The 18,138-nt window shown below is 64.4% G+C and carries 20 protein-coding genes; 9 read left to right on the top strand and 11 right to left on the bottom strand.

Going from position 1 to position 18,138, the window contains the following annotated elements:
• The first annotated feature begins 58 nt into the window (after nt 1-58).
• A complete protein-coding gene (locus AB0O58_RS15760; protein ID WP_366238478.1) occupies nt 59-1,591 on the top strand; it encodes a protein adenylyltransferase SelO in 1,533 nt (510 codons plus the stop codon).
• Nucleotides 1,592-1,660: 69 nt separating this feature from the next.
• On the opposite strand, the gene AB0O58_RS15755 is transcribed toward AB0O58_RS15760, so the two are convergent.
• Both AB0O58_RS15755 and AB0O58_RS15750 read right to left on the bottom strand, forming a co-directional pair.
• Complete coding sequence (locus AB0O58_RS15755) at nt 1,661-2,572, bottom strand: manganese catalase family protein (RefSeq protein WP_032369153.1); 912 nt, start codon at nt 2,570-2,572, stop codon at nt 1,661-1,663.
• 214 nt (nt 2,573-2,786) lie between these two features.
• Entirely contained in the window at nt 2,787-3,200 is a 414-nt protein-coding gene (locus tag AB0O58_RS15750) for a hypothetical protein (protein WP_201009875.1), read from the bottom strand.
• A gap of 290 nt (nt 3,201-3,490) precedes the next feature.
• Here AB0O58_RS15750 and AB0O58_RS15745 point away from each other — a divergent pair, with 290 nt between their 5' ends.
• The 3 genes from AB0O58_RS15745 to AB0O58_RS15735 all read left to right on the top strand — a co-directional run bounded on the left by AB0O58_RS15745 (nt 3,491) and on the right by AB0O58_RS15735 (nt 5,470).
• Nucleotides 3,491-4,321, top strand: a complete 831-nt coding sequence (locus AB0O58_RS15745; protein WP_052060688.1) for a GAF and ANTAR domain-containing protein — start codon at nt 3,491-3,493, stop codon at nt 4,319-4,321.
• 132 nt (nt 4,322-4,453) lie between these two features.
• Nucleotides 4,454-4,915: an STAS domain-containing protein gene (locus AB0O58_RS15740; protein WP_052060689.1), complete on the top strand. Its 462-nt coding sequence runs from the start codon at nt 4,454-4,456 to the stop codon at nt 4,913-4,915.
• Between the two features lie 51 nt (nt 4,916-4,966).
• Entirely contained in the window at nt 4,967-5,470 is a 504-nt protein-coding gene (locus AB0O58_RS15735) for a DUF6328 family protein (RefSeq protein ID WP_204846671.1), read from the top strand.
• Between the two features lie 18 nt (nt 5,471-5,488).
• Here the strand turns inward: AB0O58_RS15735 and nadE are convergent, their stop codons facing one another.
• Together nadE and AB0O58_RS15725 are read right to left on the bottom strand one after the other, a co-directional pair.
• On the bottom strand, nt 5,489-6,343 hold the full coding sequence (gene nadE / locus AB0O58_RS15730; protein WP_032391872.1) for an ammonia-dependent NAD(+) synthetase: 855 nt from the start codon (nt 6,341-6,343) through the stop codon (nt 5,489-5,491).
• A 51-nt stretch (nt 6,344-6,394) separates the two neighbouring features.
• A complete protein-coding gene (locus AB0O58_RS15725; protein WP_222058976.1) occupies nt 6,395-6,904 on the bottom strand; it encodes a CinA family protein in 510 nt (169 codons plus the stop codon).
• Between the two features lie 287 nt (nt 6,905-7,191).
• Here AB0O58_RS15725 and AB0O58_RS15720 point away from each other — a divergent pair, with 287 nt between their 5' ends.
• Complete coding sequence (locus tag AB0O58_RS15720) at nt 7,192-7,476, top strand: DUF3263 domain-containing protein (protein ID WP_048317425.1); 285 nt, start codon at nt 7,192-7,194, stop codon at nt 7,474-7,476.
• A gap of 11 nt (nt 7,477-7,487) precedes the next feature.
• On the opposite strand, the gene katG is transcribed toward AB0O58_RS15720, so the two are convergent.
• The 4 genes from katG to AB0O58_RS15700 form a co-directional block, all read right to left on the bottom strand.
• Nucleotides 7,488-9,713 carry a catalase/peroxidase HPI gene (gene katG, locus AB0O58_RS15715; protein ID WP_222058977.1) on the bottom strand — a complete coding sequence of 742 codons (2,226 nt, stop codon included), beginning with the start codon at nt 9,711-9,713 and terminating at the stop codon, nt 7,488-7,490.
• Nucleotides 9,710-10,183 (bottom strand): Fur family transcriptional regulator, encoded by a 474-nt coding sequence (locus tag AB0O58_RS15710; RefSeq protein ID WP_366238477.1) that lies wholly within the window; start codon nt 10,181-10,183, stop codon nt 9,710-9,712. The genes katG and AB0O58_RS15710 overlap by 4 nt, the downstream gene beginning before the upstream one ends.
• A gap of 106 nt (nt 10,184-10,289) precedes the next feature.
• Complete coding sequence (locus tag AB0O58_RS15705; protein WP_222058978.1) at nt 10,290-11,429, bottom strand: glutamate--cysteine ligase; 1,140 nt, start codon at nt 11,427-11,429, stop codon at nt 10,290-10,292.
• A gap of 82 nt (nt 11,430-11,511) precedes the next feature.
• Nucleotides 11,512-11,991 carry an STAS domain-containing protein gene (locus AB0O58_RS15700; RefSeq protein WP_051365033.1) on the bottom strand — a complete coding sequence of 160 codons (480 nt, stop codon included), beginning with the start codon at nt 11,989-11,991 and terminating at the stop codon, nt 11,512-11,514.
• A gap of 549 nt (nt 11,992-12,540) precedes the next feature.
• Here AB0O58_RS15700 and AB0O58_RS15695 point away from each other — a divergent pair.
• Nucleotides 12,541-13,776, top strand: a complete 1,236-nt coding sequence (locus tag AB0O58_RS15695) for a glycosyltransferase (RefSeq protein WP_161631792.1) — start codon at nt 12,541-12,543, stop codon at nt 13,774-13,776.
• Between the two features lie 13 nt (nt 13,777-13,789).
• Here AB0O58_RS15695 and AB0O58_RS15690 read toward each other — a convergent pair whose 3' ends face one another.
• The gene (locus tag AB0O58_RS15690) at nt 13,790-14,509 is read right to left on the bottom strand and encodes a GAF and ANTAR domain-containing protein (protein ID WP_027495704.1); all 720 of its coding nucleotides are present in this window, start codon (nt 14,507-14,509) and stop codon (nt 13,790-13,792) included.
• A 105-nt stretch (nt 14,510-14,614) separates the two neighbouring features.
• Between AB0O58_RS15690 and AB0O58_RS15685 the strand changes: the two genes are divergently transcribed.
• A complete protein-coding gene (locus AB0O58_RS15685; RefSeq protein WP_167328339.1) occupies nt 14,615-14,764 on the top strand; it encodes a hypothetical protein in 150 nt (49 codons plus the stop codon).
• Nucleotide 14,765: 1 nt separating this feature from the next.
• Here AB0O58_RS15685 and AB0O58_RS15680 read toward each other — a convergent pair whose 3' ends face one another.
• Both AB0O58_RS15680 and AB0O58_RS15675 read right to left on the bottom strand, forming a co-directional pair.
• Entirely contained in the window at nt 14,766-15,191 is a 426-nt protein-coding gene (locus AB0O58_RS15680; protein WP_027495703.1) for a nitroreductase/quinone reductase family protein, read from the bottom strand.
• Between the two features lie 60 nt (nt 15,192-15,251).
• The gene (locus tag AB0O58_RS15675) at nt 15,252-15,926 is read right to left on the bottom strand and encodes a GntR family transcriptional regulator (RefSeq protein ID WP_027495702.1); all 675 of its coding nucleotides are present in this window, start codon (nt 15,924-15,926) and stop codon (nt 15,252-15,254) included.
• Between the two features lie 99 nt (nt 15,927-16,025).
• On the opposite strand from AB0O58_RS15675, the gene AB0O58_RS15670 reads away from it, so the two are divergent.
• Together AB0O58_RS15670 and AB0O58_RS15665 are read left to right on the top strand one after the other, a co-directional pair.
• A complete protein-coding gene (locus AB0O58_RS15670; protein WP_027495701.1) occupies nt 16,026-17,030 on the top strand; it encodes a 1-aminocyclopropane-1-carboxylate deaminase in 1,005 nt (334 codons plus the stop codon).
• Nucleotides 17,031-17,138: 108 nt separating this feature from the next.
• Nucleotides 17,139-18,128, top strand: coding sequence for an Lrp/AsnC family transcriptional regulator (locus AB0O58_RS15665; RefSeq protein ID WP_032399245.1), 990 nt, complete (start codon nt 17,139-17,141; stop codon nt 18,126-18,128).
• Nucleotides 18,129-18,138: the final 10 nt, after the last annotated feature.

Genomic DNA, 18,138 nt, shown 5'->3' with positions numbered 1-18,138 from the left:
CGAGTCGTGATTCCACGCAGATCGGTGTGATTACCCGATCTCGTGGTACCCCTGGAGTATGAGTGAATTCGCGACGGGACCGGTAGCTGCGTCCGACAACCCGCCTTCATCGGTCCCGCCGTCATGGGGACTGGAGTCAACGTTGGTGGACGACGTTCCCGGCTTCACGGTGCCGTGGCAGGGCGCACCTGCACCGGATCCGCGGGTGCTGATCCTCAACGAGAACCTCGCCAGGTCACTGGGGCTCGACCCGTCGATGCTGCGCTCCGAGCAGGGCGCAGGCGTGTTGTCCGGGGCTCTCGCACCGGCCGATTCGACCCCCTCGGCGATGGCGTACGCCGGTCATCAGTTCGGCGGATTCGTGCCGTTGCTGGGCGACGGTCGAGCACTACTTTTGGGCGAGCTGCACGACGAACACGGCCGACGAGTCGATCTGCATCTCAAGGGCTCCGGTGCCACGCCGTTCTCCCGCGGCGGAGACGGGCGCGCGGTGGTGAGTGCGATGCTGCGCGAGTACCTGATCAGTGAGGCCATGCACGCTCTGCACATCCCGACCACCCGCTCGTTGGCCGTCGTCACGACGGGTGAGCAGGTGGTTCGAGAGGCAGGTCCGCAGCCCGGCGCAGTGCTGGCTCGGGTTGCCTCGAGCCACCTGCGCGTAGGGACCTTCGAGTTCGCGGCCCGCCGCGAGGGTCTCGCGCTCAGCCTGGCCGACTACGCCATCGCGCGTCATTATCCCGAGCTTGCCGAACTCCCGGCAGAGGGCGCGGAGAGTCGATACCTCGCATTCTTCGAGGCCGTCGTCGACAAGCAAGCACAGTTGGTGGCGCAGTGGATGTCCGTCGGCTTCGTGCACGGCGTCATGAACACCGACAACACGACGATCTCCGGTGAGACGATCGACTACGGGCCGTGCGCGTTCATCGACGCCTACGATCCTGCAACGGTCTTCAGCTCGATCGATCACGGCGGCCGCTACGCGTACGGCAACCAACCCGCCGTCCTGGGTTGGAACCTGGCACGATTCGGCGAAACACTACTGCCGCTGGTCGATTCGGTTCCGGACCGCGCCATCAGCGCGCTGACGACGGTGTTGGACTCCTACGGTGATCGCTACCGACAGCACTACGAGAACCTGATGGCCGCCAAGCTCGGCCTCGATGCGATCGAACCGGACGGCAGTCTCCTCGACGAACTGGACGTGCTTCTGCGGGATCATCGTGCCGACTGGACCCTGACCTTCCGCGCGTTGGCGGAGAATCTGCGGGGCAACGACGCAGATTTTGCGTCACTCGTACCGCACGAGGCAGCTGCACCGTGGCTCGAACGATGGCGCGCAGCGGTGCTCGAGCGGGGCCACGACCTCCGGTCCGTCGCGGACGCCATGGACCGAGTGAACCCCGCGTACATTCCTCGAAACCACATGGTCGACGCGGCGCTGGCAGCAGCGACCGAGGGTGACCTCGCGCCCTTCGACCGCTTGTTGTCGGTCGTGACGAATCCGTTCGACGGTCGGGACGAGCTGTCGCAGTACGCCGGACCCGCGCCCGTCGACTTCAGCGCGGGGTTCCGAACGTTCTGCGGGACGTAGTCAGCTGACCGCAGCAGTTGCGACGCGATATTCGCGTCGCAACTGCTGTGCGGCACAGGGAGTTCGGGCCTACTTCTCGTCGGGATCCAGGGCGTCCTTGATCTTCCCCATGACGCCCTTCTCGGTACCCAGTGCGGCCGACGCGGGATCTCCCTTGGCCCCGTCGTACGTCGCGTACAACTTCGGATCGGGTGCAGGCGCGGATGCCTTCCCGCCCAGAGGCTGCGGATCGGCGAGGAACCCCATCTGCCGTTTGCCGTCGGGCGCAAGCCGATTCGCCCAGCCACCGGTCGAGGAGAACTCACCGTCCGAGAGGTGCCACAGATCGGTTGCGTGCTCGGATGCCTCCTCGTCGAGAAGTGCACTCGGTGCTACGACGTCCTCGAGTCCGTCGGCTTGCAGCTCTTCGATGGCAGCGAGCCACAGATTCTGATGGTGCGTATCGCGAGCGAGATTGAACTGCAGCATGGCCTTGACGCCCGGGTCGTCGGTCATGTTGTACAGACGCGCGGTCTGCAGCCGCCCTTGCGCCTCGGCGGCGACATTCGCACGAAAATCTGCGAGCAGGTTGCCGCTGGCGATGATGTACCGACCGTTCCACGGGTAGCCGTTGGAATCCGCCGGAAGCGCACCGCCGCCGGACACGATCGCCTGCTGCGGGTCCATGCCGCCCATCACTGCCGCTACCACGGGATCGGTAGCAGCGGCTTTGGTCGACTCGGTGGCCGGTGCACCCTCGAGCAGACGAGCGACCATGGTGGCCAGCATCTCCACGTGACCCATTTCTTCGGTCGCGATGTCCATGATCAGGTCCTTGTACTTGCCCTCCATGCGACAGTTCCAGCCTTGGAACAGATACTGCATGGTCACGGTCATCTCGCCGAATGCACCACCGATGAGCTCCTGAAGCTTGTGTGCGTACACAGGATCCGGCTTCTCGGGCTTGGCATCGAATTGTAGGTAGTCGGTGTGTCGGAACATAGGGACTCCAGTTCGGGTCGAAGTTCGAGCAGGTGACTCGATCCGGCTACCCGCCGAAATTCGCAGCAAACACATTGCACTGCAAGGGTTTAGAACTCGATACATAGGTCGGGACCGCGACTTCTCCACGCCTCGACGACGGACACCGGCGGAAAATCCGGGTACACACGGCTTTCCGCAGCACCGTCCGCACGAGGGCCGCGGTGCTATCGACCTACAGGTAAGTCCCCTGCAGTGCGTCCACTGCAGCGACTCGAGGTCGCGAAGGCGTCGTCGACGCGAAGACGACCTGACCGAGCGAGCCGGCACGCTCGACGTGCACACGTTCGCTGAGCCGTCGCACATTACGGTCGGCAGCGGAGGTGGCCAGGACGACGGTGAGGCGATACCCACGGCACAACAGCCGATGGGCCGCGTCGACGATGTACTCGGTTGCGGCATCACCGATCTCGGTGACACCGACCAGGTCGACCACCACCGGTCGGTCAGCGAGCACGGACCCCGCCAGGCAGTCTGCCAACAGGCGGGTATTGCCGGGGATCTCGAGTGCGCCCTGCACCGAAACGACGATGGGGCCGTCGTCTCCGCGGTCGACGGACATCGAAAACGACGAGGATTCGGGAATCATGGGCATTGACCTCCACAGATCGAAGACTGTGGCAGGGGAAGATCGTGGTTCGTACCGCAGTCGATTCTGCGGGCGTGGTCTCCACCCAATCACTGTGTAGGATACCTCGACTCGGGCCTGGACGCGACCACCCCTGCGTTCGGCGGGGCCGTTGGCGTGCGCTCGGGACAGGTGCGAATGCACCCGCGAGGCTCTGTATATTATGACCCCGTTCGGTCGAGTCGGGGCCGGGAGTTGACGAGTGGCTGCCTGCTGTCCATGCGGGGGCCCGACCGAAACGAGCCCACCAGATGAGTGACTTTTCCATCGAAGACGACCGTCTTCACGACGCACCGGACGCCTCGGGTTCGGCGTTCGCCCGGATCGGGCAATACATCCAAGCGTTGCGCCGAATCAAGGGGAAGATACTGACCGGTGCCGACGTCGATGCCGTTCTTCAAGCCGTGTGCTCCGAGGTCGCAGCCGTGGTTCCCGACGCGGATCTCGTCGGCATCACCATGCTCGACGACACCGGCCGACCGCGAACCGTGGCGTCCACCGACCCCGCTGTGCACGACATCGATTCCGACCAGTATCGCGCTGGTCAAGGCCCCTGCCTGCACGCCATCCGCAGCGGACGTATGGTTCGCGCACAGGCGCACGAGGCAGTAGCTCGCTGGCCTCGCTTCGCTGCCGCAGTGGCCGATCTGGGCGTCCACAGCTATTTGTCGGCCCCGCTGACGCCCGACGAGAACCGCCACGGGTCGCTGAACATCTACGGGACGAGTGCCGACGGCTTCGACCCACTCGACGAGGTCTCGTTGGCCCTGCTCGCCACCTCGATCGAGACCGTCATCGCGATCACCGAGCGCGCCCGGTCGGCCGAACGAGAAATCACCGGCCTGCGGACAGCGATGAAAACGAGAGCTGACATCGACCAGGCGAAAGGAATCATCATGGCGATGCGCGGAATCTCCGCCGACGACGCGTTCGCCCTGCTGTCCGAGCAGTCGCAGAACAGAAACATCAAGGTCAGCGAGATTGCGTCGGCGATGATCGAGTCGGTTGCCGAACATTCGAACTCTCGAACCGGCCTGCACGAAGAAACGAACAGTGGGTATGATTCGGACAGCGTGGTGTAGCCCCTGCCCGCAGTCGACAGCGCCGCTCGCACCGGGTTCGCCTCAATTCTGCAATCCTTGCCGGTCTCGGTTATGCCGCAGTGCGCTGTTCGACGAACATGCCACTGCACAGGGTAAGGACGGTGACCCCCTATGAAACACAACGAGTTGCTCGGGCTCGGCATCGCCGGCGAACACCATGACAACGCAATTGTTCTGCGGGTCAACGGAGAAGTGGATCTCGCGACCGCGTCCGATCTCGCCCACCACATCGAACAAGCGGTCACGGCAGCGCCTGCAGCCGTGATCGTCGATCTGTCGGGGGTATCCTTCTTGGCCTCCGTCGGCATGAGCGTGCTCATCGCAGCTCGCCGAAAGGCATGCTGCTCAACCTCGTTGGTGGTGGTCGCATCCGGGCCGACCACGGGGCGGCCGATGCATCTGGTCGGACTCGATGCTGCGATTCCGATTTTCACCGATATCGATTCGGCCCTCGAGTCCGTCGGTTCGTCGCTGAGGAAGTCCGTAACCGGGGCATCGGGCTCGTCCGAGTCCGGTGCCGGGTGTCCAGAGTGTGCGACCGGCACGTCGACCGCGGATGTACACACTGCGTGAACCGGTCCGATTTCCACCGCCTACCCGTCGAGATCGCACTAGTCTTGGTCGATGACGACGGGTGACGCGGACGAAGACGAGGACCACCGTGCGTGGAACGACAAAGCGCGCAACGAAACTCCCACTCAGCAGTTGGATCGCAATTGGTCGTCGTTGCTACAGGAACTCCGTGTCGTACAGACCGGTGTACAACTTCTGACCGGGTTCTTGTTGACCCTGCCGTTCCAGGCCCGCTTCGACGGGCTGTCCACGGCCGGCCACGTGGTCTATCTGATGACGGTGTCGGCGTCGATGCTTGCGACGATCCTGTTGGTGGCTCCCGTCAGCATGCACCGACTCCTGTTCCGGCAGCGTGCAATAGGGGTCATAGTGCGCGTCGGCAACATACTCGCCATCAGCGGTCTCGCCATGTTGGGAGTGACACTGGTGGGTGCTGCCGCCCTGACGTTCGAGATAGTGCTCGGTGTGCGCGCCGCAGCCCCAGCGGCCGCTGTCGTGGCGTCGACGGCCGTCGCGTTCTGGTTCCTACTGCCCCGGATCCACCGCCGTCGATAACGTCTCGTCGACGGTGCCTCAGGACCGGCAGTCGACGGCCGTGCGCCACCACCGATCGTCCGGCCCCACCGGCATGGCGCGCTTGTGCCGGGTCTTGTCGAACCAGCGCTCGATGGTGTCCACCGCATCGTCGTCGACGGGTCCGCCCTGCAGGTATGCGTCGATCTGTGCGTAGGTGACGCCGAGTGCTTGTTCGTCCGGGAGCGCGGGACGGTCGTCCTCGAGGTCTGCTGTCGGCACTTTGCGCCACGTCGATTCCGGTGCGTTCAGGTGCCGCAAGAGCTGCGCACCTTGGCTTTTGGTGAGACCGCTCAGCGGAGTGACGTCCGCGCCTCCGTCACCGTATTTGGTGAAGAAGCCCGTCACCGCCTCGGCCGCGTGATCGGTACCCACCACCAGAAGATTCTCCTGGCCGGCGATCGTGTACTGCGCGATCATGCGTTCGCGCGCCTTGATGTTGCCCCGTACGAAGTCCGCGATACGCGGAGTATCCAGCGCCGAGGCGGCCGAGCGCGCCGAGGCGTCGACGGCGTCGCGGATATCGACAGTGACCGTCCGGTCCGGCTCGATGAAGTCGAGTGCGACGACGGCGTCGGCTTCGTCCGCCTGAGTTCCGTACGGCAGACGCACCGCGACGAATGTGGCCTGGTTACCGAGTTCCGCGGCCTCGCGAGCGGCCAGCCGAGCGAGCTTTCCGGCCAGGGTGCTGTCCTGTCCCCCGCTGATGCCGAGCACGAAACCCGCTGTGCCACTGGCCCTCAGGTAATCGGCGAGGAAACCGACCCGGCGGCGGATTTCCTCGTCGGGGTCGATCGACGGCCGAACACCCAGCTCGTGCTGAATACGGCTTCGGACACTGGAATCGGTACTCATACTGCGCTCCGATCTCGTTGACGAACAGTTGTTTGCACTCCCCGGCGTCAGCTACCCGTGGGCCCGTTTCCGCGCGTGGCGCAGCAGGGTATCGAGGGAAAACGCCATGGTCCGGGCCAGAACTTCTTCCGGTTCACCCTCGAAGTGCTTGCATTCGGTGCTTACCTCGCCGCGGTCGTACACCGCTGCCCACACCGTCCCCGGTGGTTGGTCTTCCTGGCTCTGCGGCCCGGCTTCGCCGGTGACGGCGATCGTCAGATGTGCGCCGACCAGCGACGCCGTCGATCGAGCCATCGCCGTCGCGGCCTGTTCGCTGACGACCGGGCCGTCGGGGACCTCGAGCAGCGTGTGCTTCACGCTCTCGTGGTACGCGACGATTCCGCCGCGGTACCACTGCCCCGAGGACGGTGCCTTGCCGAGCATGGCCGCGAGATTTCCGGCGGTCAGCGATTCGGCGGTGCCGATCGCGATGTCGTACGTCTGTGCCAGGTCGGCAATCTTCCTACATACCGAGGAGGCGTCGGCCTCGGTCGGTAGACGCTGTTCTGCATCGGTGTCCATCACACACTCTCCGTACCTGATTCGTCGAAGGTGTTCGCCGGATTGTTTCAGCGACTGGTTCTGTGGGCGCGGGGCCGGAGGCTGCAGGGGTTGAACCTCCGGCCCCTGGCTCGACCGCACGGCCCGGGCGCGTACGCCGAGCTGTGTATCGACTTCCACGCACGACGGCAGTCCAAACACGGGGCTTACGACCGATATTCGGGTCCTTATCGCAGATACCGGACCCTTGGCACGTGTTCGCGAGCAGTGCTAATTTCGGATCGACAGTCCGTTCTAGGAGGTGTGTTATGCCGAATCGACGTACTTCTGCGGGGGCAGAGCGACCGGTAGCGTTCTACTCCGACACAGACCGCGCCATGATCGACTTCGCCCTGAGATGGGTCAATCACGGAGGCGGACCGGACGACGAAATCCGGTCCGCCTTCGCGATGTCGACTCAGGACTACTACCGCACCGTGCTGGAGATCCTCGACCGCGATCCCGGCAGCGTGTTCGGCGAGTTCGGCCTCAGCCCTGTCATGGTGACGCGAATCAAAGCCATTGCCAGAAGGCGCATCTGGCTCACCCGGTGATCGGCTCCGCGCTACCGGATGTCGAATCGATCGTTGTCTGCCAGCTTCGCCCACGCGGCCACGAAATCGTCGACGAACTTGCCACCGTTGTCGGCCTGGGCGTACACCTCCGACAGCGCTCGCAGTTGTGAATGGGACCCGAACACCAGGTCGATGGATGTCGCTGTCCACTTCTGGCTGCCGGAGCCACGATCCGTGCCGACGTAGGTGCCGTCCTCACTCGTCGTCCACTCGGTGTCGGAGTCGAGCAGATTGACGAAGAAATCGTTGCTCAGAACTCCGGGGCGATCGGTGAACACTCCATGGCTCGAACCACCGTGGTTGGCCCCCAAGGCTCGAAGACCGCCGAGAAGAACCGTCATCTCGGGCGCAGTCAGATTCAGCATGTAGGCGCGATCGAGGAACAACACCTGCTCGGGAGTGCTCTCCCCTGCAGCCATGTAGTTGCGGAACCCGTCGGCTCGTGGCTCGAGTACCGAGAACGATTCGATGTCGGTCTGCTCCTGCGTCGCGTCGGTGCGACCCGGCCGGAACGGGACGGTCACCTCGTAACCGGCGTCGCGTGCGGCCTTCTCGACGGCCGCATTGCCGGCCAGCACGATGACGTCGGCGAGCGAGACCTTCTTGTCACCGGCCGCCGAGCCCTCGAACTTTTCGCGTATACCGTCCAAGATTGCGAGCACCTCGCGGAGGACCTCGGGTTCGTTTGCCTCCCAACTCTTCTGTGGCTCGAGCCGAACCCGAGCGCCGTTGGCACCGCCGCGGTAATCGGTGACTCGGAAGCTGCTGACCGACGACCACGCGACACCGATGAGCTGAGCGATCGTCGAGCCCGAGTCGAGGATCGCCGACTTCAACGCAGATGCGTCCGCCTCGTCGATCAGGTCACCGTGCGGCGATGGAACCGGGTCCTGCCACAGCTGAGGTTCGGGAACCCACGGCCCGAGGTACCGGGACACCGGTCCCATATCGCGGTGCAGCAACTTGTACCACGCCTTGGCGAACGCGAGCGAGAGCTCCTCGGGGTGATCCAACCACCTCCGAGTGATCCTCTCGTACGCCGGATCTGCCCGCATGGAGATGTCGGTGACGAGCATCGTGGGGGCACGGCCCGGACCGCCGAACGGATCGGGAATCGTGCCCGCACCGGCACCGTCCTTGGCAGTGAACTGCCACGCGCCGGCGGGGCTCTTCGTGAGCTCCCACTCGTATCCGTAGAGATTCTTCAGGTAGCCGTTACCCCACTGCGTCGGAGTCTCCGTCCAGACCACCTCGAGCCCGCTGGTGATCTGGTCCTCGGCCTTGCCCTTGCCGTAACCGTTCTTCCAGCCGAGGCCCTGCTGTTCGATGGGGGCACCCTCGGGTTCCGGCCCGATCTTGTCGGCCGGTCCGGCTCCGTGTGTCTTACCGAAGCTGTGTCCACCGACGATGAGTGCCGCCGTCTCCTCGTCGTTCATCGCCATCCGCGCGAAGGTTTCCCGGATGTCGTGGGCCGCGGCCACCGGGTCCGGCTCTCCCTCGGGGCCTTCGGGATTGACGTAGATCAAGCCCATGGTGGTGGCACCGAGGGGCTTGGAGAGCTCCCGTTCGCCGGAGTATCGCTTGTCGGTGCCCAGCCACTGATCCTCGGGACCCCAGAAGACCTCTTCCGGTTCCCAGATGTCCTCCCGACCGAAGCCGAATCCGAACGTTTCGAACCCCATGGACTCGAGCGCCGCGTTACCGGCGAACACCAGCAGATCGGCCCACGAAATCTTGTTGCCGTACTTCTGCTTGACCGGCCACAGCAACCGACGCGCCTTGTCCAGGTTGGCGTTGTCCGGCCAACTGTTCAGTGGCGCAAAGCGTTGCGCGCCCTGACCCCCGCCGCCTCGTCCGTCGAACGTGCGGTAGGTGCCGGCGGCGTGCCAGCTCATACGAATGAAGAGTCCGCCGTAGTGGCCGTAATCGGCCGGCCACCAATCTTTCGAAGTGGTCATCACCGAGACGACGTCGGCTTTGAGCTCGTCCACGTCGAGCTTCTCGAATTCCGCTTTGTAGTCGAGCTTTTCGCCGAACGGGTTCGATTTGGAGGTATGCGCATGCAGGATGGACAGGTCCATCTGCTCCGGCCACCAGTCCTTGTTCGTCAGCGGTGCGTGCGCCTTGGGCTTCGGCGACTCGATGACCGGATTCTCGCTCTCGCTGGTGCTGGCGGTCTCGGTGGCGGAGTGGGGTGGGCGTGCGTCGGAGGTCACGAATTGTCCTTTCCGATGGGCATTGTGGATGAACGATCGCGGGCTGCGATCGATCGGTCGGATGCACAACTGGGGCACGTTCCCCAGTAGGTCACCTCGGCCTCGTCGAGAACGAAACCGTGATCTCGGGCGGGTCGTGCACACGGTGGCTCACCGGTGGCGCAGTCGGCGTCGACGATGAAACCACAGGAACGGCAGACGATGTGGTGATGATTGTCTGCCACCCTGGTTTCGTAACGTGCCGAGTGACCCGCGAGGCGGATACGACGAACCAAACCCGATGCAGTCAACGCATCGAGCACGTCGTACACGGCCTGCTTCGAGACCGTGGGCAGGCTGGCGCGCGCCAGTCGCAAGATTGTGTCGGTATCGGAATGCGGTTGTGCATCAACGATATCGAGAACCAACTCTCGGGGACGCGTCACCCTCAGTCCGGCGTCACGAAGCATGCTGGCGGAAGTGCTTGCCATGGCTTTCACGATAACCACCTTCGGTCGCATCGTCGATCGTTTCCTGGAATCGGTCGATTGTCGCGGCGCGGGCACGGCCGCCTGCAGACGAGGCCGACCACCGCGATCAACCCGCGTCCTGTGCCACCGGCGAGTTCCACTCGGCAGTAGTGAAACGGGCTGCGTGAGCAGCGACGGCGGCTGCGTCTGCATTGCGCGAGAAGATCCGGCGTTGGCGTTGCGCGCCGTTCCCGAGGTGCGTCAACCGTTCGAGAGAAGTCTGCACGCAGCGGAGGTCGCCTGTGCTGGTCAGCGCCGGTTCCACGTAGCGGACGAGCGATCGGAGCAGACTCGATGCCGACACCGGTTTCCCGGTGCTCGGATCCACTCCGACGCCGGTCAATCCATCCATGCGGGCACGGTGGTATGCCGCTGCGAGATGATTCTCGGCCACGACGAGTGCCGGCTCGCCGCGGTCGATGGACCGAAGGGCCGTGACGACGAGACCGCGGACCAGTGCAGCGGACAACACCACCTCCTCGGCGACGGCAGGTACGTCGCCGACCCGCACCTCGACCGTCGGCTGGTGGGAGCTGGGCCGTACATCCCAGTAGAGCGATGCTTCGTCGAGAATCATCCCGGTCTCGATCATCGAGCCGACCAGGTCGTCGTACTCCGCCGTCGAACTCAGGTGAGGGGGCGGACCAGCCGTCGGCCACCTGCCCCACACCGTCGAACGCCAACTCGAGTGCCGAGTGTCGACGCCGTCGTGTATAGCGCTGTTGCACGTCAACGCCAGAAGTGTCGGGAGCCAGGGTCGCACGACATTGCATACCCCGATCGCCGTCTCCTTGTCCGGCACCTCGACATGAATGTGACCCCCACACGTGGCAACGCTCTCTGCCAGTGCCCCGTAGGTCTCGGCCAGACGCCGATAGCGGGAGCCGTCCGAGATGGGCAGGCGGCCACGATCAGCAGGCGCAACCGGCGACACGCCTGCCGCCAGTAAGTGGGCACCCTGCGCCAGGGCCACCGCCGACAGCGTGGCGCGGGTGGAGATCACGTTCTCCCGCAATTCGCGAAGACACTGCAGCGGAGGCGAATTGGCCTCCACCTGTACCTCGGTCAGCTCCGAGACGGCATCGATTCCCGCAGCTCGGGCATGCGCGACGACACCGGGGCCGACCGCCACCGGACGCAGCATGTCGATGTCGGCGAGAAAGAACTCCTCCTCCACTCCAACCGTGGGAACTGCCCATGCACTCATCGGGCGCTGTCGCCCGAGTGATCGCCGACGACCACCGCGAGATACACCGCGGCGACGATCGTGCACGGTGCGGAACTGCCGGTCACGCCGACCGCGCAGGCGTCTCGCCTGTGCAGGAATTCGAAACCTGTTCGGATCGCGCCGGTTTCACCGCAGTTCGAACGGCGTCCGCGACGCTGCGGACGCACTCCGTACCGAGGTGAGCGCCACTCGGATCGAGTTGTCGCTGCAGCTCGGGTGTACAGGCGACGATCGCGCGACACCGGTGCGCAGCGAGCCGCGAGGCAGCTGCCGAGAGGACGGGAACCACTGCGGGGTCGACGAATTCGACATCGAGCAGATCCACGACCAGCGACCGCCCGCACACGATGGCCTCCGACACGCATTCGCCTATGACCGGAATTGCCGATCTGTCGATCGACCCGACGATGCGGATGACGACCGGTCCGCCGACGAGTTCGTCCACGGACAGCGCGAATGCGCCGTCCTCGGGATTGTCCGGCCCGCAGAACGACAATCGAATCGATTCCGGATCACTGTGCACCGACCGTAGAAACACCATTGCCCACCTCCACCGGCTCGCGACCGGAGACTGTCGGCTGCCTCTGACACCAGTTCTCGAGAAAACGAATCTCGGACTATCGGGTGTCGAAGAGCGCGGTCGGGCACATCTCGCAGTCGCTACTTTCTGACTACGGGGCTTCTCCTCAACCGCGTGCAGACAGTGTATACACAATTGCGTCCGGCGAAACCCGCTACGCTGCTTCGATTGTCGGCAGTCGACGGTTGAACCGACCGCAATCCAGTGCACGGTAGCCGTAGCGAACACGCTCCCCGCTTCGGCCGCAAGGGACGTCGGTTCGGCCCGTTGTGAACGCTCCAGCAAGGGCGACGCCCTCGTGTGAGGTTTCGCATTGCGGCTTTACGTAATAGGGTGTTGTTCGACGCCCAGTTGCGATGACCGCTCTGGCCGCGTCTCGAGTACGCTGACTCCAAAATCGGGTCGGCATATCCCACACCCTTCACCGGTGCCGGGCTATGCGCCCGAAAGGGGCCGTGCGAACCCATCAGGGATCGAAACGATATGCACGTTGCGCTTGTCTCCGAACACGTGAGTCCGATAATTGATGCGGCCGGCATCGAGGCAGAACAATCGGCTGCCCAGCTCGATCGGCTGGCCTCGTCGCTGGCCCGCGCCGGCACCCGAGTCGACGTATACACCAGGAAGCAGAACCCGGATCACGAGGACGAGCTGCTCACCCCCGACGGTTACCGGGTGGTCAACCTGTCTGCGGGGCCTGCTGTCCCGATGACCGAAGAGGAATCGATTCCTCACACGAGCGCGTTCGCCTCCGCGCTCCGCAATCACTTGCTCCGAACGAAACCCGATGTAGCACATGCACATTCATGGGTGTCGGGGCTGGCAACCGTACTGGCCGCCGGCGCGACGGGCGTCCCCACGGTGATGTCGTTCCACGGTCTCGCCGCGACCGACCGATCCGTGCCCCCGACGGCCGGCACCGATTCGGTGGTTCCCCGGGCGGCTATGGAGAAGAAGATCGCTCGATCGGCGAGCCGCATCATCGCGTCATGTCCCGACGAGGCCGACATGTTGACGCGGATGGGCGTCGCCAGAGCCAAGGTGTCCATCGTCCCGACCGGGGTGGATCTGAGTGACTTCGATCCATCCGGACCGACCGCACCACGCAGCGGTGCCGCGTGTCGGGTGGCGACCGTCGGGTCGGATGCCGAGGTATCGACGATCATCGAACTGCTCGGAAAACTCGACGACACCGAATTGGTCGTTGTCGGCGGCGAGCCACGCGAATCCAGCGGCGTGGCGCAGCTACGCACGGTCGCCGCAGCACACGGCATGGCCGGGCGCACGGTGTTCACCGGCCCGGTCCGCCATCGCCACATGTCGTCGCTGTTGAGGTCGGCCGACGTGTTCGTCTGCCTGTCCCCGACCGAATCGGCAGGGATCGCCACCCTCGAAGCCATGGCGTGCGGACTTCCCGTCGTCGCATACGGAGTGGGCTACGCCGGAGAGTTGGTGATCGACGGGGTCACCGGCCGCTCGATCAGGCCGGGCGACCGTCGTCGCTTGGCACGAGAGCTGGCGCTGCTGGTACGCAACGAGTCCAGGCGTTTCGAGCTGGGAGTGTCCGGCTCCGACCGTGCGCAATCTCGCTTCTCGTGGGACCGCATCGCCGAGGACACCTCACGCGTCTACGAGGCAACCGCACAGACCGGGTCGACAGTGAACGCCGGGTCGACCCAGCAAGCCGGGACGCCTCACGACCATCCGGTGCCGCCGACTGCACCCTCTCGTCGACACACGGTGTGAACAGCCGGCGAGCCTATTTGGACGAGCGGCCCTTGTTCGATTCGGAACCGAGGTCGACGAGTTCTGCGGCCAAGGCGGCCACCGGGACGTTCTGGGTTTGCGACAGCCGTGAAATCAAGTCGAACGCCTGTACCGCGTCGATACCGTACCGCTCCATCAACATGCCCTTGGCTTGGCCGATGATGTCCCGTGAAGCCAAGCCGGACTTGAACTGCTCGGTCTTGTTCGCTGCATACAACGCCACCGCAGCGTGGGTTGCGAGCACGCGACCCAGTTCCTCGTCCTCGTCGCTGAACGCATCACTGGTCAGTGCGAACAGGTTGAGCGCCCCGATGGTGTCCTCGTTGGTGTAGAGGCGGAAGGACAGGCTGCTGAGAACCCCTGCTCCCACCGCCTCCGGACCGAAACGTGGCCAGCGGGAATCGGAGCGGAAGTCGTTGCACCGCACGAACAGCTCGCTTCGTGCGGCATCGATGCACGGCCCCTCGTCGAGGCGTTCCTGCATGGCGTCGAGGCGAACCGGCAGCTCACTGGTCGCGGCGTGCGACTGGTACTTCTTCGGCCCCGCCACCACGAGAATGTCGGCGCAATCGACCGTGGGTATCAGAGATCGGGCGCTCTCCGTCACGCCGCGCAGAGTCTCGTCGAGACTGGACGGTGCGAAGAATGACCTCGTCGCTTCGGCAATCGCCTGTGTGAGGTCGCGAGCTGTCATCGATCGATCGGGTCCCATACCTGACGATGCTAGTCAAGAGGAATCGACTGCTCGACGGTTGAGTCCACCGGAAGCGGGGCATGCAGAGCGCAGCAACCAACCGACCGACGATCAGGAGTGCTCATGACCATGCCGACCGATGCAGGTGCAGAGATCCCATCCGAGGGCAGCAACGACGGTCCGCGCGAAGAATCTCCCGACGAGGCTGCAGTCGGTGCTCACGTCGACGAAGAGAACGTCCCACACCCGCCCGAGGACGACACGCAGAACTGATTCATCGGGCGGTCGGGGTCAGACGGAAGATCGGAAACCGCCTGCCCTCGGCCGTCTCCGTGTATTTCGCGAATCCGTCCGATGCGTCGAGAAATTTCTGCCACTGCCGGTCCCACTCGGATTCCGGAATCTCGTCGGCGTCGACGGCAACGGTGCGAATGCCTCCGTCCCCGGGTGTCTCGATGTCGATGGCCGGATGGGCTCGCAGATTGTGCACCCACGCTGGATCTTTCGGTGACCCGGCAGCCGAGCCGACCACCAACCAGCTCTCTCCCTCCGGAATCGCCATGAGCGGGTTGAGCCGCGCCGCGCCGCTCTTGGCCCCGATCGTGTGCAGAACGACGAGCGAATCACCGAAGCCGGCCGTGGACACGTGGCCATTGTTGCTTCGGAACTCGTCGATGATGATCTCGTTGAAGTCGGCCATGGGCCGATTATGCCGCCGATGCGGCGCGGCCACTCCGCTTTTCGCCGGCGTTCGACGGTGTCAGTTTCCCGGTATTCCGTCCTCGTGATCGACGAGCAAAGACAACGACTCCCAATTCTCCTGCACGGCAGCGGCCGCGCCGTCCGCGTCACCCTCACTGCACAGCGTGATGATTCGTTCGTGTTGGGCTATCGAATCGCGGCCCACCAGCGAGGCGAACCGTAGTCGTTCGAGCCGGCGCAGGGTCGGCGTCACCTGCTCGAGAACCGTGACCACGACCAGATTCTGACTCGCTTCGACGGCGACTGCGTGGAACGCGTCGTCGCCGGCCAGCGCGAGGTCCACATCGCCTCGGGTGAATGCGGCGGCGAAATCCTTGTTGGCGCGACGCATCGCGGCGATGTCGCGCTTGTTCATCAGCGGTACCGCCGTCCGGACCGCGAGTGCATGCATCGATGCCGCGACCGCCTGCGCGTCCAGCACCGCCTTGCGTTCGATGGTCGACACGATGGTCGAACGCCCGGGCTGGGTGTGTACGAGGCCCGCCAGTTCCAGCCTGGCCATGGCGTCGCGAATAGGTGTACGCGACACTCCGAGCCACTGTTCGAGTTCGGCATCCCGCAGCCGCTCGCCGGGCGCGAAGGTGCCGTCGACGATGGCGTCGCGAATCGAGACGTAGGCGTTGTCGCGCAGCAGGGAGCGCTTGTGTTTTCCGAGCTCGACGGGGACCGGCATGCAAAATATCGTAGCCCACCGCTTTCGCTGGCGAGGTGTCCCACGTACAGTATGCGATATATTGCATCCTGCATGACACACCGATCAAAGGAGAACCACGTGGCGATCGCGGACTTCGAGCGTTATCCCCTCACCTTCGGCCCGAGCCCGATTCACCCGATGGAACGACTGAGCGCGCACCTCGGCGGGGCCAAGATCTGGGCCAAGCGAGAAGACGTCAACGCAGGATTGGCCTACGGCGGCAACAAGACCCGCAAGCTCGAATACATCGTTCCCGACGCGCTCGCGCAGGGTGCCGACACATTGGTCTCGATCGGTGGCGTGCAGTCCAACCACACGCGGCAGGTGGCTGCGGTCGCGGCAAAGCTCGGACTCAAAGCCGTTCTGGTGCAGGAGAAGTGGGTCGATTGGCCGGATTCGGTCAACGACAAGGTGGGCAATATCCTGCTCTCCCGCATCATGGGTGCAGATGTCCGCCTCGATCCGTCGGGCTTCGGAATCGAATTCAAGGACAGCTGGCAGAAGGCCATCGAGGACGTCGAGCGAGCGGGCGGCAAACCCTACGCCATTCCCGCAGGCGGCTCCGACCACAAGCTCGGCGGACTGGGCTTCGCCAACTGGGCGTACGAAGTACAGAAGCAGGAAGAGGAGCTCGGCGTCTTCTTCGACACGATCGTCGTGTGCAGCGTGACCGGGTCGACGCATGCCGGCATGATCGCCGGGTTCGCCGGGCAAGAACGGCCACGTCGAGTGATCGGCATCGATGCGTCCGCCAAGATCGCTCAGACCCGCGACCAGGTGGCCCGAATCGCCCGTAACACAGCAGAACTCATCGAACTGGGTCGCGATCTTCGCGACGACGAGATCACCGTCCTCGAAGGCTGGGCCGGCGACTACTACGGAATACCCGTCGACTCCACGATCGAGGCGATCAAGCTCACCGGCCGTCTCGAAGGCGTGATCATCGACCCGGTGTACGAGGGCAAGTCCATGGCCGGACTGATCGATCTGGTTCAGCAGGGCGATATCGGCAAGGACTCCACCGTTCTTTACGCGCACCTGGGTGGTCAGCCCGCCCTCAACGCATACAGCGGAATCTTCTGAGCTGGACTTCGCGGTACCGGTGCCCGAGGATCGACAGGTGATCCTCGGGCACCGAACCTGTTTCTGCACCGGCCGACCCGAGTCGGCACGACGAGCGAAGGTGTACGCATGAGGCAGCGCTCCGACGAGTTGGACTCGCTGAGTTGCCGAATCACGGCGGCGCTGCAGGTCAATCCCCGGGCGTCCTGGGTCAGCATCGCCGAGGCGCTCGGTGAACCCGAACGCACCGTCACCCGACGCGGCAAGGAACTACTCGATTCCGGGGACGTGCGCGTGGTCGGCGTCATCGGCGCGACAGGCGCGGTCGTTCTGCGAGCTCGATGTCACGTCGGTATGGCACGTGCCGTGGCAGTCGGGTTGGCGCGCCGCGACGACACGATGTTCGTGTACGCCACGTCGGGGCACGAGGAATGCGTCGCCGAAGTCCTGGTCGACGATGCCCATCTGGCGGATCTGATGCTCGACGACCTACCCGGCATCACCGGGATCAGACGCATTCGGGTAGATCCCATCACGCGGGTCTATCGCTCGGTCCGCGAGTGGCGGCCGGCGATTCTGAATGCGCACCAGATCGCGGCCCTGACGCCTCCCGTACACGAGGGCTACCAACCGGACGGCCGTGTGGGACCGGAGATCTCGACCCTGCACCGCAGCATTCTGCGCGTCCTGGCCGAGGATGCCCGGACGCCCACCTCGGACATCGCGCGCGTCGTCGGTGCCACCGAGAACACTGTCCGACGCCACATGGACACTCTGGAACAGACCAACAAATCCAGACTGCGGGTGGTCGTCGAACCGGCGTTGATGGGGTATTCGGCGGAAGCCCTTGCCTGGGTCAAGGTTCCGCCTCGACACCACGAAGCACTGGTCGAGCTATTGCTCGCACATTCGGAGGTTCGATACGCGGTGGCCCTCGCGGGCTCGGACAGTCTGCTCGTCAACCTCGCGTGCCCGGACCGAATGGCGTTGCATCGCATGACAACTGCGTCGGACTGGGCCACCCTGGCCGACGCGATCTCGGTGGTGTCGATTCTGCGGGCCACCAAGCGCAGCGGCAACCGTCTGCTGGCCGCGGACTCCGCGTCGTACCTGTATTGATCCGGTACGA

The organism is Rhodococcus sp. NPDC080181 (genome assembly GCF_040702225.1).
GTDB lineage: Bacteria > Actinomycetota > Actinomycetes > Mycobacteriales > Mycobacteriaceae > Rhodococcoides > Rhodococcoides fascians.
This window is presented reverse-complemented; position numbering and strand designations above follow the sequence as displayed.

What these genes read in the sequence shown, in the direction of transcription:
- AB0O58_RS15700 (WP_051365033.1), bottom strand. Translation starts at nt 11,991, where the DNA reads ATGGTGTTTCTACGGTCGGTGCACAGTGATCCGGAATCGATTCGATTG.
- AB0O58_RS15665 (WP_032399245.1), top strand. Translation starts at nt 17,139, where the DNA reads ATGAGGCAGCGCTCCGACGAGTTGGACTCGCTGAGTTGCCGAATCACG.
- AB0O58_RS15750 (WP_201009875.1), bottom strand. Translation starts at nt 3,200, where the DNA reads ATGATTCCCGAATCCTCGTCGTTTTCGATGTCCGTCGACCGCGGAGAC.
- AB0O58_RS15675 (WP_027495702.1), bottom strand. Translation starts at nt 15,926, where the DNA reads ATGCCGGTCCCCGTCGAGCTCGGAAAACACAAGCGCTCCCTGCTGCGC.
- AB0O58_RS15685 (WP_167328339.1), top strand. Translation starts at nt 14,615, where the DNA reads ATGACCATGCCGACCGATGCAGGTGCAGAGATCCCATCCGAGGGCAGC.
- AB0O58_RS15745 (WP_052060688.1), top strand. Translation starts at nt 3,491, where the DNA reads ATGAGTGACTTTTCCATCGAAGACGACCGTCTTCACGACGCACCGGAC.
- AB0O58_RS15680 (WP_027495703.1), bottom strand. Translation starts at nt 15,191, where the DNA reads ATGGCCGACTTCAACGAGATCATCATCGACGAGTTCCGAAGCAACAAT.
- nadE (WP_032391872.1), bottom strand. Translation starts at nt 6,343, where the DNA reads ATGAGTACCGATTCCAGTGTCCGAAGCCGTATTCAGCACGAGCTGGGT.
- AB0O58_RS15690 (WP_027495704.1), bottom strand. Translation starts at nt 14,509, where the DNA reads ATGGGACCCGATCGATCGATGACAGCTCGCGACCTCACACAGGCGATT.
- AB0O58_RS15740 (WP_052060689.1), top strand. Translation starts at nt 4,454, where the DNA reads ATGAAACACAACGAGTTGCTCGGGCTCGGCATCGCCGGCGAACACCAT.
- AB0O58_RS15705 (WP_222058978.1), bottom strand. Translation starts at nt 11,429, where the DNA reads ATGAGTGCATGGGCAGTTCCCACGGTTGGAGTGGAGGAGGAGTTCTTT.
- AB0O58_RS15720 (WP_048317425.1), top strand. Translation starts at nt 7,192, where the DNA reads ATGCCGAATCGACGTACTTCTGCGGGGGCAGAGCGACCGGTAGCGTTC.
- AB0O58_RS15760 (WP_366238478.1), top strand. Translation starts at nt 59, where the DNA reads ATGAGTGAATTCGCGACGGGACCGGTAGCTGCGTCCGACAACCCGCCT.
- AB0O58_RS15710 (WP_366238477.1), bottom strand. Translation starts at nt 10,183, where the DNA reads ATGGCAAGCACTTCCGCCAGCATGCTTCGTGACGCCGGACTGAGGGTG.
- AB0O58_RS15725 (WP_222058976.1), bottom strand. Translation starts at nt 6,904, where the DNA reads ATGGACACCGATGCAGAACAGCGTCTACCGACCGAGGCCGACGCCTCC.
- AB0O58_RS15735 (WP_204846671.1), top strand. Translation starts at nt 4,967, where the DNA reads ATGACGACGGGTGACGCGGACGAAGACGAGGACCACCGTGCGTGGAAC.
- AB0O58_RS15755 (WP_032369153.1), bottom strand. Translation starts at nt 2,572, where the DNA reads ATGTTCCGACACACCGACTACCTACAATTCGATGCCAAGCCCGAGAAG.